The 15,388-nt window shown below is 71.9% G+C and carries 14 protein-coding genes and 1 tRNA gene; 4 read left to right on the forward strand and 11 right to left on the reverse strand.

Going from position 1 to position 15,388, the window contains the following annotated elements; genetic code table 11:
• Nucleotide 1: 1 nt before the first annotated feature.
• Nucleotides 2-1,039 (reverse strand): helix-turn-helix domain-containing protein, encoded by a 1,038-nt coding sequence (locus ABZ444_RS21660; RefSeq protein ID WP_357999590.1) that lies wholly within the window; start codon nucleotides 1,037-1,039, stop codon nucleotides 2-4.
• A 70-nt stretch (nucleotides 1,040-1,109) separates the two neighbouring features.
• Here ABZ444_RS21660 and ABZ444_RS21665 point away from each other — a divergent pair, with 70 nt between their 5' ends.
• Both ABZ444_RS21665 and ABZ444_RS21670 read left to right on the forward strand, forming a co-directional pair.
• A complete protein-coding gene (locus ABZ444_RS21665) occupies nucleotides 1,110-2,129 on the forward strand; it encodes a 3-oxoacyl-[acyl-carrier-protein] synthase III C-terminal domain-containing protein (protein WP_357999593.1) in 1,020 nt (339 codons plus the stop codon).
• Between the two features lie 450 nt (nucleotides 2,130-2,579).
• Complete coding sequence (locus ABZ444_RS21670) at nucleotides 2,580-3,923, forward strand: von Willebrand factor type A domain-containing protein (RefSeq protein WP_357999596.1); 1,344 nt, start codon at nucleotides 2,580-2,582, stop codon at nucleotides 3,921-3,923.
• 13 nt (nucleotides 3,924-3,936) lie between these two features.
• On the opposite strand, the gene ABZ444_RS21675 is transcribed toward ABZ444_RS21670, so the two are convergent.
• Nucleotides 3,937-4,602, reverse strand: a complete 666-nt coding sequence (locus tag ABZ444_RS21675) for a tRNA-dependent cyclodipeptide synthase (RefSeq protein ID WP_357999599.1) — start codon at nucleotides 4,600-4,602, stop codon at nucleotides 3,937-3,939.
• Nucleotides 4,603-4,696: 94 nt separating this feature from the next.
• On the opposite strand from ABZ444_RS21675, the gene ABZ444_RS21680 reads away from it, so the two are divergent.
• Nucleotides 4,697-4,769 (forward strand) — tRNA-Ala (locus ABZ444_RS21680).
• Nucleotides 4,770-4,773: 4 nt separating this feature from the next.
• Here the strand turns inward: ABZ444_RS21680 and ABZ444_RS21685 are convergent.
• From ABZ444_RS21685 to ABZ444_RS21695, 3 genes are all read right to left on the reverse strand, one after another.
• On the reverse strand, nucleotides 4,774-5,202 hold the full coding sequence (locus ABZ444_RS21685) for a DUF3224 domain-containing protein (protein WP_357999602.1): 429 nt from the start codon (nucleotides 5,200-5,202) through the stop codon (nucleotides 4,774-4,776).
• Nucleotides 5,203-5,238: 36 nt separating this feature from the next.
• Nucleotides 5,239-6,030 (reverse strand): LLM class flavin-dependent oxidoreductase, encoded by a 792-nt coding sequence (locus ABZ444_RS21690; RefSeq protein ID WP_357984805.1) that lies wholly within the window; start codon nucleotides 6,028-6,030, stop codon nucleotides 5,239-5,241.
• Between the two features lie 91 nt (nucleotides 6,031-6,121).
• Nucleotides 6,122-7,327: an FAD-binding protein gene (locus ABZ444_RS21695; RefSeq protein WP_357999605.1), complete on the reverse strand. Its 1,206-nt coding sequence runs from the start codon at nucleotides 7,325-7,327 to the stop codon at nucleotides 6,122-6,124.
• Between the two features lie 66 nt (nucleotides 7,328-7,393).
• Here ABZ444_RS21695 and ABZ444_RS21700 point away from each other — a divergent pair, with 66 nt between their 5' ends.
• On the forward strand, nucleotides 7,394-7,741 hold the full coding sequence (locus ABZ444_RS21700; protein ID WP_357999608.1) for a PLDc N-terminal domain-containing protein: 348 nt from the start codon (nucleotides 7,394-7,396) through the stop codon (nucleotides 7,739-7,741).
• Here the strand turns inward: ABZ444_RS21700 and araA are convergent.
• The 6 genes from araA to mmsA form a co-directional block, all read right to left on the reverse strand.
• Nucleotides 7,738-9,192: an L-arabinose isomerase gene (gene araA, locus ABZ444_RS21705; protein ID WP_357999611.1), complete on the reverse strand. Its 1,455-nt coding sequence runs from the start codon at nucleotides 9,190-9,192 to the stop codon at nucleotides 7,738-7,740. The genes ABZ444_RS21700 and araA overlap by 4 nt on opposite strands.
• A complete protein-coding gene (locus ABZ444_RS21710) occupies nucleotides 9,189-9,836 on the reverse strand; it encodes an L-ribulose-5-phosphate 4-epimerase (RefSeq protein ID WP_357999614.1) in 648 nt (215 codons plus the stop codon). Before ABZ444_RS21710 ends, araA begins: the two co-directional genes overlap by 4 nt.
• An 11-nt stretch (nucleotides 9,837-9,847) precedes the next feature.
• Nucleotides 9,848-11,467: a ribulokinase gene (gene araB, locus ABZ444_RS21715; protein WP_357999768.1), complete on the reverse strand. Its 1,620-nt coding sequence runs from the start codon at nucleotides 11,465-11,467 to the stop codon at nucleotides 9,848-9,850.
• 53 nt (nucleotides 11,468-11,520) lie between these two features.
• A complete protein-coding gene (locus ABZ444_RS21720; protein WP_357999771.1) occupies nucleotides 11,521-12,504 on the reverse strand; it encodes a LacI family DNA-binding transcriptional regulator in 984 nt (327 codons plus the stop codon).
• Between the two features lie 71 nt (nucleotides 12,505-12,575).
• The gene (mmsB, locus tag ABZ444_RS21725) at nucleotides 12,576-13,835 is read right to left on the reverse strand and encodes a multiple monosaccharide ABC transporter permease (RefSeq protein ID WP_357999617.1); all 1,260 of its coding nucleotides are present in this window, start codon (nucleotides 13,833-13,835) and stop codon (nucleotides 12,576-12,578) included.
• Between the two features lie 5 nt (nucleotides 13,836-13,840).
• The gene (mmsA, locus tag ABZ444_RS21730) at nucleotides 13,841-15,370 is read right to left on the reverse strand and encodes a multiple monosaccharide ABC transporter ATP-binding protein (RefSeq protein WP_357999621.1); all 1,530 of its coding nucleotides are present in this window, start codon (nucleotides 15,368-15,370) and stop codon (nucleotides 13,841-13,843) included.
• Nucleotides 15,371-15,388 lie beyond the last annotated feature (18 nt).

Consider the following 15,388-nt stretch of genomic DNA (forward strand, 5'->3'; position numbering starts at 1 on the left):
GTCAGGGACCGAAGGCGCGGCGGTAGGCGGAGGGCGAGGTGCGCATGGCGCGCGTGAAGTGGTGCCGGAACGTCGCCGGGCTCTCGAACCCGACGGCCGCCCCGATCTCCTCCACCGGAACCGCCGTCGACTCCAGCATCGGCAGGCTCGCCGCCACCCGCTGCGAGATCACCCACCGCAGCGGGCTGGTCCCGGTCTGCCGCTTGAAGTGCCTGATGAACGAGCGTTGCGACATGTGCGCCACCGCGGCCAGGTCCGCCACGCCGATCGGCTCGGCCAGATGCGCGAGCACCCACCCCATGGCCCTGGCCACGCCGCCGTCGTCGGCCACGGGCGTGACGGCGGCCTCGATGAACTGGGCCTGACCGCCCTCCCGGTGCGGCGGGACGACCAGGCGGCGGGCGACCGCGTTGGCCACGTTCGGCCCGTGGTCGGTGCGTACCAGGTGGACGAGCAGGTCGAGGCCGGCGGCGCTGCCCGCGCTGGTCAGCACGTCGCCGCCGTCCACGTACAGGACCGAGGGGTTGACGCGGACGGCGGGGAAGCGCCGCTGGAGCAGGTCGGCGTACCTCCAGTGGGTGGTGGCCTCACGGCCGTCCAGCAGACCGGCGGCGGCCAGTGCGAACGCGCCGGAGCAGATCGACACCATCCGGGCACCCCGGCCGTGGGCCACGCGCAGCGCCTCGACCAGCTCGCCCGAGACCTCGCCCCGGACGTCGGCCACGCCGGGCACGATCACCGTCCCGGCCCCCGCCAGGACGTCGAGCCCGTGCGCGGCCTGCATGGTGAACCCGCCGACCACGCGCAGCGGCTCGGCGGTCTCGGCGCACACCTTGAGGTCGTACCAGGGCACGTCCAGCTCGGGCCGGGGCAGCCCGAAGAACTCCACGACACACCCCAGCTCGAACGGCGCCATCCCGTCGAAGGCCAGCACGGCGACCGTGGGCAGCCGGGCGGGAACCGGAAGCGGCAGCCGGACCGGGGCCGGAAGCGGGGCGGCATGGGTGGAGGGCGGTCGGCCGGAGGTCGGAAGCGGCACATCTGCATATTAACCGCCCATATCCGGCGCGAGCAGGTTAGCGCTCCGCTCCCTGCGGCAGGAGTGATATATGCATATTTCGGGGGTAGAGACCGTTTTCCCCGATCACCGCTACGAGCAGGCGGAGATCACCGAAGCGTTCTCCCGTCTGACGGACTGCGACGAGGAGTTGCTGCGGCGCTTCCACGCGGCCACCGGCGTCGTGGGCCGCAACCTCGCACTCCCGCTGGACGGCTACACCAAGCTCGACTCCTTCGCCCGCGCCAACGCCATGTACGTCGAGATCGCCCTCGACCTGGGCGAACAGGCCGTCAGAGGCGCCCTCGAAAAGGCCGACGTGCCGCCGGAGAAGATCGACCACCTGCTGTTCTGCTCGACCACCGGCCTGGCCACGCCCTCGCTGGACGCCAAGCTCGCCCAGCGCCTCGGGTTGCGCGGCGACGTCAAGCGGGTGCCCGTGTTCGGCCTCGGCTGCGCGGCCGGGGCCTCGGGCCTGTCGCGCCTGCACGACTATTTGCGCGGCTGGCCCGACCACGCCGCCGTGCTGGTCTGCGTGGAGCTGTGCTCGCTGACCATCCAGCGCGATGACTCCTCGATCGCCAACATGATCGCCAGCGGCCTGTTCGGGGACGGCGCGGCGGCCGTCGTGGCCACCGGGCGCGGCCGGGGCCCCGAGGTCGTCGCCACCCGCAGCAGGCTCTACCCCGACACCGAGCACCTGATGGGATGGGAGGTGGGCGACCACGGCTTCCACATCGTGCTCGACGCCGACCTCACCCACTTCGTGGACCAGGTGCTGGCCGACGACATCAGGGCTTTCCTGGCCGACTACGGCCTGACCCCCGACCAGGTGCCGACGTGGATCTGCCACCCCGGCGGCCCCAAGGTCATCGACAAGATCGTGCAGAGCCTCGACCTCGACCCCAGGGCCCTGGACGTGACGTGGCGGTCGCTGCGGACGTACGGGAACCTGTCGTCGGTCTCGGTGCTCCACGTGCTCCAGGAGACCCGCGGGCACCCCGGGCTGCCCGCCGTGCTGATGGCGCTGGGCCCCGGCTTCTCCGCCGAACTGCTCCTGCTGCACTGGTGACGGCGACCGGCCGACGGCAGGCGATCGGGCGAGGGCCGGCCACCGACGACAGGGCGACGACAGGGCGACGACAGGGCGACGACAGGGCGAGGGTCGATAACGACCGGGCGACGGCCGGTAACGACGGGGCGACGGCGACCTCCGCCGGGCCCGCGCGACCGTCCGCGCCGCTCATCCCCGCTCATCTCATTGATCCGTATTTGTCACAACTGATCACATGATGATCGCGGTTTGTGCTCGCTTGCGTCTCCGGCCCGGCCGCTCCCGCGCCGATCCCCGTCATAGGACGCGGAGGTGGTTGCGATGAGATGTCGCCCCTTAGCCATTCGTCCCCTGGCCATCAGCGTCGGGCTCGCCGCGCTTCTCGGACTCGCCGCGTGCGGCGGCTCCGGCGGATCGTCGAGCGGTAGCGCCGCGCGGGCCCCCCTGTCCGACACGCAGCGTCAGCCCGTGCCGAGCGCGTCCCCGGCCGGCACCCAGGAAACCGAGCAGGACACGACCACGGCGCAGATCTCCACCTTCGCCCTGGACGTGGACACCGCCTCGTACGGCTACGCCCGCCGTACGCTCCAGGAGGGGCGCTGGCCCGCGCCCGGCGAGATCCGCCCCGAGGAGTGGGTCAACGCCTTCGGGCAGGACTACGCGCAGCCCGCCGACGACGGCTTCGCCGTGCACGTGGACGGCGCGCGGCTGCCCGGCCGCGACGAGGCCGTGCTCCGCGTAGGCCTGCAGACCCGCGCCTCCGACTCGGCCGCGCGCCGCCCGGCCAACCTCACGTTCGTGGTCGACGTCTCCGGCTCGATGGCCGAGACCGGCCGCCTCGACCTGGTCAAGTCGGCCCTGCACAAGCTGCTCGACCAGCTCGCGCCCGGCGACCAGGTGTCGCTCGTGGCCTTCAGCGACGAGGCGAAGCTGCTGGCCTCCATGACGCCGCTCACCGCCAGGAGCCAACTCCACGCCGCGGTGGACGAGCTGGCCACCGACGGCGGCACGAACCTGCAGAGCGGCATCCTGGCCGGGTACCGGGAGGCGTCCCAGGCGTTCCGGGCCGCCGCCACGAACCGGGTCATCCTGCTCTCCGACGGCCTGGCCAACCAGGGCGAGACCGAGTGGCGGACCATCGTGGAGCAGGTCAAGGAGTACGCGGGCAAGCAGGTCACGCTGCTCACCGTCGGCGTCGGCCGCGACTACGGCGACGAGCTGATGGAGCAGCTGGCCGACAACGGCGACGGCATGGCCGTCTACGTGGACTCCGAGCAGGAGGCCGAGAAGGTCTTCACCACCCGGCTCCCGGCCAACATCGAGGTACGGGCCCGCGACGCCAAGGCGCAGGTCGTCTTCAACCCCTCGGTCGTGGAGAGCTACCAGCTCATCGGCTACGAGAACCGTGCGATGTCGGCCGAGGAGTTCCGTGACGACAGCCGCGACGGCGGCGAGATCGGCCCCGGCCACTCGGTCACGGCCCTGTACGCCCTCCACCTCAAGCCGGGTGCGCGGGGACAGCTCGCCCAGGCGACCGTGCGCTGGCAGGACCCCGACACCCGGGCGGCCTCCGAGGCCGGCAAGTCGCTGCGGGCCGACGAGCTGAACCCCTCGATCTGGACCGGTACGCCGGTCCGGCTGCAGGTGGACGTGGTGGTCGCGGCCTTCGCGGTCTACCTGCGCGACAGGAAGGCGTTCGGCCTGGACCTGCCGACGCTGCGCGAGCACGCCGAGCGCCTGTCGCGGACCGCGGAGGACCCGATGGTCGCCGAGCTGGTCACCCTGATCGACAAGGCCGGCTCGGTCGGCTGACCGCCCACCCGGGTCAGGCGGGGTCAGGGGCCGGCCGGGAGGCGACGAAGCCCTGGTGGGGCGAGCGCGAGACGGGCAGTGTGCCCGCGTAGAGCTCCCCCACCAGCGGCATGGGCTCGGGGTGGCAGAACACCGACGAGCCCGTGCGCAGGATCGCCGGGCTGTTGAGCACCAGCGGCAGCCCGGCCAGCAGGAAGGGCAGCGCGTTCGCGGCCTGCTCGGGGGTGAGCTCCTGGCCGCCGACGCTCGGCAGCACCGCCGCCACGCACCGCGCGCGGAACGAGGCGTCCTTGGCGGCCAGCCGCTCCAGCTCCCGCCGGGAGCGCCGGTAGGCGCGGTTGCCGGCCAGCTCGTTCCAGTCGAAGACGGTGGCGTTGGCCGCGCCCATGCCTTCGAGCACCCGGATCACCCGGTTGCGCGTGTTGTTGGCCGCCGACCGCGCCTTGATCAGCGCCGCCCCGGACGGGAGCCCGCGCGCCACCAGCGTGCCGGCCAGCTCGACGCCAGGCACGAGCACGTGCACGCCGGTGAACGTGCGGGTCGCCCACTCCAGCAGGCTGCGGATGGCCCGCAGGGTGAAGAACCCGTTGAACGCGCTGACCTCGACGACGGCATGCTCACGAGCGGCGAGGATCTTCGCGCACCGCGGGGTCAACGGGACGGCCTGCACGCTGGACATGGCACGGAGAGTAGCAAGATTTGACTCAGCGTATGCCTGGTACGCGCATGTGTGTCGCGGGTCCCGGAGTCCGATACACTTGTGACCGCAGCAAGGGGCTATGGCGCAGTTGGTAGCGCGCCTCCATGGCATGGAGGAGGTCTGGGGTTCGAATCCCCATAGCTCCACCCCTCATCCACCCGGGCGTTCGCCCGGGTCACTTCCCGCCCGCAGCTCGTAGTCCAGGGTGTAGGAGTGCGAGCCGTCCGGGGCGATGGTGATGTTCATCCCTCCCGTGATGCCGGTCAGCTCGCCGACGCCCGAGTCGGGCACGATCGTGATGGTCAGCGACTGCCCTCCGCGGTCGCTCATCGCGTGGTGCGCCACGACGAAGCCGCCCTTCCGGCCCTCCAGGGTGCCCTCGACGCGTTCCAGCGCCACGTACACGCGCGAGTCCTCGACCGGGGTCGAGGCCACCATCAGATGGACGACGCTCGTCCCGGTCAGGTCGCCGTGGAAGGTCTTGGTCATGCTGACGAGGCCGAGCGCGACGCCGTCGCGGTCGTCGAAGGGCGGCTTGGCGTCCCAGCCGGCGGTGTCGAAGGTTCCCTTTGCGGTCATGGGAGGCATCCTGCCGGTCTTACCTGTCAGCTTCCGTCAGGTACCGGCCAGACGTTCCACGACGGGCGCGAAGGCGTCGATGAACTGGGCGTTCACCGTCACGTACGAGATCCCGAGCCGGTCCCTGCGCCGCCGCAGGACGTCGGCCATCTCGTCGGGGGTGCCGGTGAGCAGGCCGGTGGCCTCGGGGCCGAGCGGGCCGAAGCGGCCGGTCAGCCAGGCGGGCGGCTCGCCGCCGGCGGCCACCAGGTTCATGCCGAGCTCCAGGTCGTGGAAGCGGTCGCCGGCCAGCTCGTACAGCTCGTCCAGCTTGGCCGCGACCTGGTCCTCGGTGTGCTGCGGCGGCACGCCGAGCGCCACCGTGTCGGCCTTGCGCGCGGCCAGCCCCAGCACGCGGGCGCCCGTCGCGGCGACCAGGATCGGCACGTCCTTGACCGCGTCGATCGTCGCGGCCAGGCGTTCCACGCGCTCGGCCGGGCTGCCGAACGGCACGCCGAGCGCCGCCGCGTCCTGCTCGGCGCCCGGACGGCCGGCGCCCAGCCCCAGCTCGAAGCGCCCCCCGGTGAGGGTGTGCAGGGTGGCGGTCTCCCAGGCGACGGTCTCGGGCGTGCGATACGGGGCGCTGACCACGTACGTGCCGACGCGCAACGTCGTGGTGACGGCGGCGGCCGCGGCCGCGGCGGCGAACGGCGACAGCGTCCCGAGCGTGTCGGGGACGAGCAGGGTGGAGAAGCCCAGGCTCTCGACCCTGCGGGCCAGCCCGGTCCAGGCCTGCGCGGTGGGGGCGTAACCGGCGACGGCCCCGAATCTGAACGGGTGATCGGTCATGGGCTCCACGATGCCGTGACGGCGCGGCCGGCACATCGTCCGCCGGACCGGTGGCCCGCTACGACGGCGGGCGCATGCCCGGCGCGGGCCGCTACTCCCCCAGCAGTAGCCGGACGAAGTCGTTGGCGAACTTGCCCGCCGGGTCCAGCCGTCCGGCCAGCTCGCGGAAGTCGTCGGGGCAGCCGGGGCGGCGGGTGAACAGCTTGCCCCAGTGCGGCCGCGGCTCGAAGGGGGCGAGCGTCCGCTCGACCAGGTCGATCGCCGGGAGCACGGTGGCGACGTCCCTGATCCAGGTGAAGTGCACGCCGACGCTGTCGCGGTCGCGGAACGGGCTGAGCCACAGGTCGTCGGCGGCGATCGTGCGCACCTCCGAGATCTGCAGGGCCGGCCGGACCTGGTCGCCGACGGCGTACAGCTCGCGCAGCGCCGCGACCGCGTGCGCCCGGGGCAGCAGGAACTCCGACTGGAGCTCGTCGGCGGCGCCGCTCGGCGGGGCGTCGGGCCGGAAGTGCGGCAGCCGCTCGTGCCAGGGGCCCGGCACGCCGAGCTGCGTGGTGCAGGCGTCGGCGGGCATCCCGGCCAGTGGGTGGCGGGGGGCGGGGGCGGGGCGGGTGCCGTGCCAGGAGTCGCCGGTGAACTCCTCGCGGCGCTTCAGCCAGATCCGGGTGTCGCGCCAGTCGGTGAACAGGCTGACGCTGTAGCCGCCGGCCATGATGTCGTCGAACCCGTCGAGCTCGTCGGGCGTCAGGCCCTCGCGGACGTACTGGCGCAGCTCGAAGACCGGTACGAGGTCGAGCGTCAGCGTGTGGACGACGCCGAGGGCGCCCAGCGAGACGACCGCACCGGCGAAGCCGTCGTCCCCGCGGGACAACGACAGCAGCGAGCCGTCGGCGGTGACCAGCTCCAGCCCGGACACGGCGGCGGCCAGGCAGCGGTTGGCGTCGCCGGAGCCGTGCGTGCCGGTCGCGACCGAGCCGGCGATCGAGATGTGCGGCAGCGAGGCCATGTTCTCCAGCGCGAACCCGGCCGCGTGCACCGCCTCGGCCAGCCGCGCGTACGTGGTGCCGGCCGCGACCCGGACCTTGCGCGCCGCGCTGTCGACCTCGATCGTCGCGGGCATGCGGTCGAGCACGACGAGGTCGCCGGTGGTGTCGGCGACGTCGTTGAAGGAATGACCGCTGCCCAGGGCCCGCACCCGGTCACTGGCGGCCACCAGGCCGCGCAGCTCGTCGAGCGAGACGGGACGGTGGACGGCCCGCGCCCGGAAGGCGGTGTTGCCCGCCCAGTTGGTCAACATCACGGCTTCACCCTATTCATCCGGTTTCCCTTGCCGACTCCCCCGCCCGTCACTACGTTCGGCCCCGTGCTGTATCTGTCCGAGGCCATGGGCCTGGCCACCCTCGTGTTGTGGCTCTACTGCCTCTTCGACGTGATCACCACGCCGGACGCGGTCTGCAGGAACCTGCCCAAGATCGTATGGGTGCTGGTGGTCCTGCTGTTCCCGCTGGTCGGCTCGGTCGTCTGGCTCGTGGCCGGCCGTCCGGAACGCGCCCCGCAGGCGGCCTCGCGCCCGAGCGCGTTCCCCGAGTACGACCGCCCGGGGCGCTTCACCGCCACCGACCCCGACGACGACGCGGAGTTCCTGCGCCGCTGCCGCGAACGTGCCGAGGAGCAGCGCAGGAACGCCCCGAAGAAGCCGCCGGAGGACTAGAAGCCCTGGGCGAGCCGGTAGTACGCCTGGTTCCAGCGGATCTCCTTGGCGAACTGCGCCGTCGTGGTGTCCTTGTCGATCACCAGCAGCTCCACGCCGAGCATGTCGGCCAGGTCGGTCAGCTCCTCGCGCCCGACGGCCGTGGACAGCACGGTGTGGTGCGGCGCCCCGGCGGTCAGCCACGACTCGGTCGAGGTGCGCAGGTTCGGCCGCGGCGACCAGACGGCACGGGCCACGGGCAGCTTCGGCAGCGGCCGCGGCGGCGCGACGACGTCGATCTCGTTGGCCACCAGGCGGAACCGGTCGCCCATGTCGGCCAGGCCGACGACGATGCCGGGGCCGGGCGCGGCGTCGAACACCAGCCGCACCGGGTCCTCCCGCCCGCCGATGCCCAGCGGGTGGATCTCGCACGACGGCGTCCCGGCGGCGATGGACGGGCACACCTCCAGCATGTGCGCGCCGAGGATGAGCTCGTTCCCGGGCGTCAGGTCGTAGGTGTAGTCCTCCATGAACGACGTCCCGCCCGGCCTCATCGCCTTGAGGGTGCGCAGCAGGACCGAGGTCTTCCAGTCGCCCTCGCCGCCGAAGCCGTAGCCGTCGGCCATCAGGCGCTGCACGGCCAGGCCGGGGAGCTGGCGCAGGCCGCCGAGGTCCTCGAAGTTCGTGGTGAAGGCACGGAAGCCGCCGCGCTCCAGGAAACCGCGCAGGCCGAGCTCGATCCTGGCGGCGTACCGCAGCGACTCGTGGCGCTCGCCGAGCAGCTCGGGGGCCACCCGGTACAGTTCGGCGTACTCCTTGACCAGGGCCGACACGTCGGCGTCGGAGGCCGCGTCCACGGCCTCGACCAGGTCGTTGACGCCGTAGGTGTTGACCGAGACGCCGAACCGGAGCTGCGCCTCGACCTTGTCGCCCTCGGTCACGGCCACGTCGCGCATGTTGTCGCCGAAGCGGGCCAGCTTGAGCGCCCGCACCTCGGCCACGCCCCTGGCCGCGCGCGCCCACGCCTCGATGCGCGCGCCGACGGCCGGGTCGCTGACGTGCCCGGCGACGGTCTTGCGCGGCACGCCGAGCCGGGTCTGCACGAACCCGAACTCGCGGTCGCCGTGCGCGGCCTGGTTGAGGTTCATGAAGTCCATGTCGATGGAGCTCCACGGCAGCTCGACGTTCGCCTGCGTGTGCAGGTGCAGCAGCGGCTTGCGCAGCGCGTCGAGGCCGGCGATCCACATCTTGGCCGGGGAGAAGGTGTGCATCCAGGCGATGACGCCGGCGCACTCGTCGTCCGCGTTGGCCTCCAGCATGACGCGCCTGATCGCGGTGGCGTCGGTCAGCACGGGCCGCCACTGCACGGGCACGGGAAGCTGCTCGGCGATGCGCCGCGACTGCTCGGCCACCTGGCTCAGCGTGTCCTCGCCGTACAGTCCCTGGCTGCCGGTCAGAAACCAGATGTTCAACGCGGGCTCCTCTGTCCGTAGACGTTCTGATAGCGGTCGTACAGGCGGTCGATGTGGGCCGGGCCGATCGGCAGCGGCGTGCCGAGCTGCCTGGACACGTGGACGGTGCGGGCCACGTCCTCGCACATCACGGCGGCCTTGACGGCGGCCTTGGGGTCCTTGCCGATGCTGAAGACGCCGTGGTTCTGCATGAGGACGGCCGGCGAGCGGTGGCCCCTGAGCGTCTGCACGATGCCCTGGCCGATGGAGTCGTCCCCGATCAGCGCGAACGGGCCGACCGGGATCTCGCCGCCGAACTCGTCGGCCATGGCCGTCAGCACGCACGGGATCGGCTCGCCGCGGGCCGCCCACGCCGAGGCGTAGGTCGAGTGGGTGTGCACGACGCCGCCGACCTCGGGCATCTCGCGGTAGACGCAGGCGTGCGCGGCGGTGTCGCTGGAGGGCGCGTGGGCCCCCTCGACCAGGTTGCCGTCGAGGTCGCAGACGACCATGTTCTCCGGGGTCAGCTCGTCGTAGGAGACCCCGGACGGCTTGATGACGAACAGGTCCTCGCCCGGGACGCGGCCCGAGACGTTGCCCGCGGTCCAGACGACCAGGCCGTAGTTCACCAGCTCGGCGTGCAGCCCGGCGACGGTCGCTCTCATTGCCTCGTGGTTCACCTGGCGGCCTCGTTCCTGATCGCGCGGAGCGTGTGCAGCATGCGCCCGTCCCCGAAGTGGTCGTGCAGTTCCCGGTACTGGGCGTACAGGCGGTCGTAGGCGTCGGCGCGGGCCTCGTCGGGCACGTACGCCGCCCGCGTGCGCTTGCCCATCGCCGCGGCGGCCTCCTCGATGCCCGGGTAGGCCCCGGCGGCGACGGCCGCGTGGACGGCTGAGCCGAGCGCGGGGCCCTGGTCGGAGCCGATGACCGACAGCGGGCGGCGCAGCACGTCGGCGTAGACCTGCATGAGGAAGCGGTTCTTCAGCAGCCCGCCGGCGACCACGAACTCCTCGACGGGCACGCCGGACTTCTCGAACGTCTCGACGATCATGCGGGCGCCGTACGCGGTGGACTCGATGAGCGCGCGGTAGACGTCCTCGGGCCTGGTGGCGAGGGTCTGGCCGACGATCACGCCGGACAGGTCGTGGTCCACGAGCACCGAGCGGTTGCCGCCGAACCAGTCGAGCGCGACCAGCCCGTGCGCGCCGACGGCCTGTTGCTCGGCCAGCTCGGTCAGGCGCTCGTGGCCGTCGGTGCCGAAGGTGTCGACGTACCAGGCGAAGATGTCGCCGACGGCGGACTGGCCGGCCTCGTAGCCCCACAGGCCGGGCACGATGCCGTCCCGGACGACACCACACATCCCGGGCACCTCGGCCAGCCGGTCGCTGGGCATGATGTGGCAGGTGGAGGTGCCCATGATGGCCACCATCTGGCCGGGGCGCACGGCGTCCGCGGCGGCGGCGGTGACGTGGGCGTCCACGTTGCCGACGGCCACGGCGATGCCCTCGGGCAGGCCGGTCCACCCGGCCGCCCGCGCCGTCAGCACGCCGGCCAGGCCGCCGAGGGGGGCCAGGGTGGTGCCGCCGACGTCCTCGCCGACCACGCCGGTGGCCAGTTTGCCGGCGAAGCCGGAGAAGCCGGGGTCGAGGGCGGCGAGGAAGTCCTCGGAGGGGTAGCTCCCGTCCTGGAAGACGCCCTTGTAGCCGGCCGTGCAGATGTTGCGGCTCTCGACGCCGGACAGCTGCCAGACGATCCAGTCGGCCGCCTCGATCCAGCGCTCGGCCCTGGCGTACACCTCGGGGGCCTCCTCCAGGACCTGCAGGGCCTTGGCGAACTCCCACTCCGAGGAGATCTTGCCGCCGTAGCGCGGCAGCCAGCTCTCGCCCCGCCGCGCGGCCAGCTCGTTGATGCGGTCGGCGTGCGGCTGGGCGGCGTGGTGCTTCCACAACTTCGGCCAGGCGTGCGGCTGCTCGGGCGTCTCGAAGCACAGGGGCGTGCCGTCGGCCGTGGTCGGCAGGACGGTGCAGGCGGTGAAGTCGGTACCGATGCCGATCACGTCCTCGGCGGCGACCCCGGCGGCGGCCAGGGCCCCGGGCACGGCCACGCGCAGCACGTCCAGCCAGTCGCGCGGCGACTGCAACGCCCAGTCGGGGCCGAGCCGCACGCCGGTGCCGGGGAGCGTGTGCTCGATGACGCGCTCGGCGTACTCGTGGACGGCGCTGCCCAGCTCAGCGCCGTCGGACACGCGGACGACGACCGCGCGCCCCGACAGCGTGCCGAAGTCCACTCCGACCACGAACTTGTTAGCGTTCACATTGCACTCCAGAGAGTTGTCTGTTCGCCTGCCGGCTATCGGGCCGGCGCGGTGCTGGACCTGACGACGAAGCTGGGACGCACCACCATGCGCTCGTACGCCGCCGGCCCGGCGTCGATCTGCCGCAGCAGCACCTCGATGCAGTGGCGGCCCACCACGTCGAAGTCCTGCCGGACCGTGGTGAGCGGCGGGGAGAAGAACTCGGACTCGGGGATGTCGTCGAAGCCGACGACGCTGATCCGCCCCGGGACGGGCACCCCGGCCTCGCTGAGCGCGCGCAGCACGCCCAGCGCCATCTGGTCGTTGGCGGCGAACACCGCGGTGACCCCGTCCATCGCGGCCAGGCGCCGGCCGGCCGCGTACCCGGCGCGCGGGCTCCAGTCGCCGGACAGCGGCTCGGGCACCGCGCGGCCGGCCGCCTCCAGCGTGGAGCGCCAGCCCTCGACGCGGCCCTCGGTCTCCAGCCAGTCGGACGGCCCCGCGACGTGCCAGACCGTCTCGTGGCCCAGGTCCAGCAGGTGCCGGGTGGCGAGCCTGGCGCCCTCGACCTGGTCGATGCAGACCGCGGAGACGTCGGCGCCGTGCGCGCCCTCGACCACGACCGCGGGCACCCCGGCCGGCAGGCTCTCCAGGGCGGCGGCGGCCGAGCGCTGCGGCGCGACCACCACCACCCCGTCGACGCTCTGCTCGGCCAGGTAGTCGAGCGCGTCGCGGACACTGGCCGCGTCGATCGACTTCAGGCTCACGATGCTGACGAAGTAACCCGCGGTCCTGGCCGCCTGCTCGATGCCGTAGACCATGCTGGCCGGGCCGTACAGGGTGGTGTCGAAGCTGACCACCCCGAGGGTGCGCGACCGCTTGGTGACCAGCGCGCGGGCGACCAGGTTGCGCCGGTAGCCCAGCCGGACGATCGCCTCCTCCACCCGGGCGCGGGTGTCGGCCCGGACGTTCGGGTGGTCGTTGAGCACCCGCGAGACCGTCTGGTGCGACACGCCGGCCTCCTTGGCCACGTCGGCCATGACCGGCGGACGCGGCCTGGGGCTCGGTACCACGGGTTCTCCTTTCGCGGGGCTTGCCGGGCCTGCGGTGGTCAGCGGGAGGCGCCGGCCCGCCGCTTGGTCCATACGTCGAACGCGACGGCGGCCAGCAGCACGGCGCCCTTGACGAGCATCACGCGCTCACTGGGCGAACCGATGAGCGACATGCCGTTGTTGATGACAGCCATGATCAGACCGCCGGTGATCGCGCCGACGACCTTGCCCACGCCGCCCTGGACGGCCGCGCCGCCGATGAAGGCCGCCGCGATGGCGTCCAGCTCGAAGCTGTTGCCCGCGGTCGGGCCCGCCTGGTTGAGCCGGCCGGCGAAGATGATGCCGGCGACGGAGGCCAGCACGCCCATGTTGACGAAGATCCAGAAGACCACCGACTTGACCTTGACGCCGGACATGACCGCCGCCTGGAGGTTGCCGCCGATGGCGTAGATCTGCCGGCCGAAGACCGTGCGGTTGGCCATCAGCGAGTACGCCAGCACCAGCGCGGCCAGCAGCACCAGCACCCACGGCAGGTTCTTGAAGCGGGCGAGCTGCACGACCAGGAACAGGATCAGCGCGGCGCCGGCCGCCATCTTCAGCGCGAACACGGCCATCGGCTCGACCGACTGGCCGTAGCCCCGGCGGGCGTTGCGGGTGCGCCACTGCGCGGCGACCATGCCGCCGATCGCGACCAGGCCGACGATCAGGCTGAACAGGTCGGCGCCGCCCAGCGGGCCGAGGCCCACGTTGCCGAGGTAGCCGTCGGTGAAGCCGTTGGCCAGCGTACGGACCTGGTCGGGGAACGGGCCGATGCCCTGGTTGCCGAGGACGGTCATGGTGAGCGCGCGGAACAGCAGCATGCCGGCCAGCGTGACGATGAAGGCCGGGATGCCGAAGTAGGCGATCCAGTACCCCTGCCAGGCCCCGATCAGCGCCCCGGCGGCCACCGTGATCAGCAGGGCCAGCGGCCACGGCAGGCCCATGTTCACCATGAGCACGGCGGCCAGCGCCCCGGTGACCGCCACCACCGAGCCGACCGACAGGTCGATGTGCCCGGCGATGATGACCAGGATCATCCCGATCGCCAGGATCAGGACGTAGGAGTTCTGGACGATGATGTTGGAGATGTTCTGCGGCTGGAGCAACGCGCCGTCGGTGAGCACCGAGAACAGCACGATGATCAGCGCGAAGGCGATGTAGATGCCGCTCGAACGCAGGTTCAGCGACAGGCCGCCCAGCGAGACCCGGCCGGGCCGCCGCGGCGCTCCCCCGTCGCCTCCCGCGCCGACCTGCACGTCGGCGGGCGTGATGCTGCTCATCGGAGCTACTCCTGTCCCTTGGTCATGAGATGCATGAGGCTTTCCTGGGTGGCCTCCCGGCGGGGGACCTCGCCGGTGACGCGACCTTCGGAGAGCGTGTAGATGCGGTCGCACAGGCCGAGCAGCTCAGGCAACTCACTGGAGATCACCAGCACGGCCTTGCCCTGGTCGGCGAGGCGGTTGATGATCGTGTAGATCTCGTACTTGGCGCCGACGTCGATGCCGCGGGTGGGCTCGTCGAGGATGAGCACGTCAGGCTGCGTCAGGATCCACTTGGAGAGCACGACCTTCTGCTGGTTGCCGCCGCTCAGCTTGCCGACGACGCTGTCGACGCTGGGCGCCTTGATGTTCATGCTCCGGTGGAACTCCTCGGCGACCTTGTACTCCTCGTTCTCGTTCACCCAGCCGCGCCGGGCCAGGCCCTTGAGCCCGGCCGCGCTGATGTTGCGCTTGATGTCCTCGATGAGGTTGAGGCCGTACCGCTTGCGGTCCTCGGTGGCGTAGGCCAGGCCGTGGCGGATCGCGTCCTGCACGTTGCGGATCTCGATCGGCTTGCCGTCCTTGAAGACCTTGCCGGAGATGTGCACGCCGTACGTGCGGCCGAACAGGCTCATCGCCAGCTCGGTGCGCCCGGCGCCCATCAGGCCGGCCAGGCCGACGATCTCGCCCCTGCGCAGGGTGAGTGCGGCGCCGTCCACGACCTTCCGGCCGGGCTGGCTCGGGCTGTGGACCGTCCAGTCCTCGATCCGCAGGACCTCCTCGCCGATCGTCGACTCGTGCGGCGGGAAGCGGTTGTCCAGCGCGCGGCCGACCATGCCGGAGATGATGCGGTCCTCGGTGACGTGGTCGGTGGCCATGTCCAGGGTCTCGATCGTGCGGCCGTCGCGGATGATGGTGACGGAGTCGGCGATCGCGGTCACCTCGTTGAGCTTGTGCGAGATGATCACGCAGGTGATGCCCTCGTCCCGCAGGCCGCGCAGCAGGTCGAGCAGGTGGGCCGAGTCGTCGTCGTTGAGCGCGGCGGTCGGCTCGTCGAGGATGAGCAGCTTCACCTCCTTCGACAGCGCCTTGGCGATCTCGACGAGCTGCTGCTTGCCGACGCCGAGGTCGGAGACCGTGGTGGTGGGGTTCTCCTGCAGGCCGACGCGGCGCATCAGCTCGGCGGCCTCGTAGTTGGTGCGGTTCCAGTCGATGAAGCCGCGCCTGGCGCGCTCGTTGCCGAGGAAGATGTTCTCCGCGATCGACAGTTGCGGGCTGAGCGCCAGCTCCTGGTGGATGATGACGATCCCGGCGTGCTCGCTGTCGCGGATGCCGGCGAACTCGCAGCGCCTGCCCTCGAAGGTGATCTCGCCCTCGTAGTCGCCGTGCGGGTAGACCCCGGACAGCACCTTCATCAGCGTCGACTTGCCGGCGCCGTTCTCGCCGCAGACGGCGTGGATCTCGCCGCGCCGGACGGCCAGGTTGACGTCCTGCAGCGCCTTGACACCGGGGAACGTCTTGGTGATCCCGCTCATCCGCAAGATGTGCTCGGTCATATGCCCCTCGCTCAGGTG

The organism is Nonomuraea sp. NPDC005730, from assembly GCF_040630865.1.
In the GTDB taxonomy this organism is placed as follows: Bacteria; Actinomycetota; Actinomycetes; order Streptosporangiales; family Streptosporangiaceae; genus Nonomuraea.

What these genes read in the sequence shown, in the direction of transcription:
- ABZ444_RS21665 (WP_357999593.1), top strand. Translation starts at nt 1,110, where the DNA reads ATGCATATTTCGGGGGTAGAGACCGTTTTCCCCGATCACCGCTACGAG.
- ABZ444_RS21690 (WP_357984805.1), bottom strand. Translation starts at nt 6,030, where the DNA reads ATGACCGATCACCCGTTCAGATTCGGGGCCGTCGCCGGTTACGCCCCC.
- mmsA (WP_357999621.1), bottom strand. Translation starts at nt 15,370, where the DNA reads ATGACCGAGCACATCTTGCGGATGAGCGGGATCACCAAGACGTTCCCC.
- ABZ444_RS21685 (WP_357999602.1), bottom strand. Translation starts at nt 5,202, where the DNA reads ATGACCGCAAAGGGAACCTTCGACACCGCCGGCTGGGACGCCAAGCCG.
- mmsB (WP_357999617.1), bottom strand. Translation starts at nt 13,835, where the DNA reads ATGAGCAGCATCACGCCCGCCGACGTGCAGGTCGGCGCGGGAGGCGAC.
- ABZ444_RS21675 (WP_357999599.1), bottom strand. Translation starts at nt 4,602, where the DNA reads ATGTCCAGCGTGCAGGCCGTCCCGTTGACCCCGCGGTGCGCGAAGATC.
- ABZ444_RS21720 (WP_357999771.1), bottom strand. Translation starts at nt 12,504, where the DNA reads ATGGCCGACGTGGCCAAGGAGGCCGGCGTGTCGCACCAGACGGTCTCG.
- ABZ444_RS21695 (WP_357999605.1), bottom strand. Translation starts at nt 7,327, where the DNA reads ATGTTGACCAACTGGGCGGGCAACACCGCCTTCCGGGCGCGGGCCGTC.
- ABZ444_RS21710 (WP_357999614.1), bottom strand. Translation starts at nt 9,836, where the DNA reads ATGAGAGCGACCGTCGCCGGGCTGCACGCCGAGCTGGTGAACTACGGC.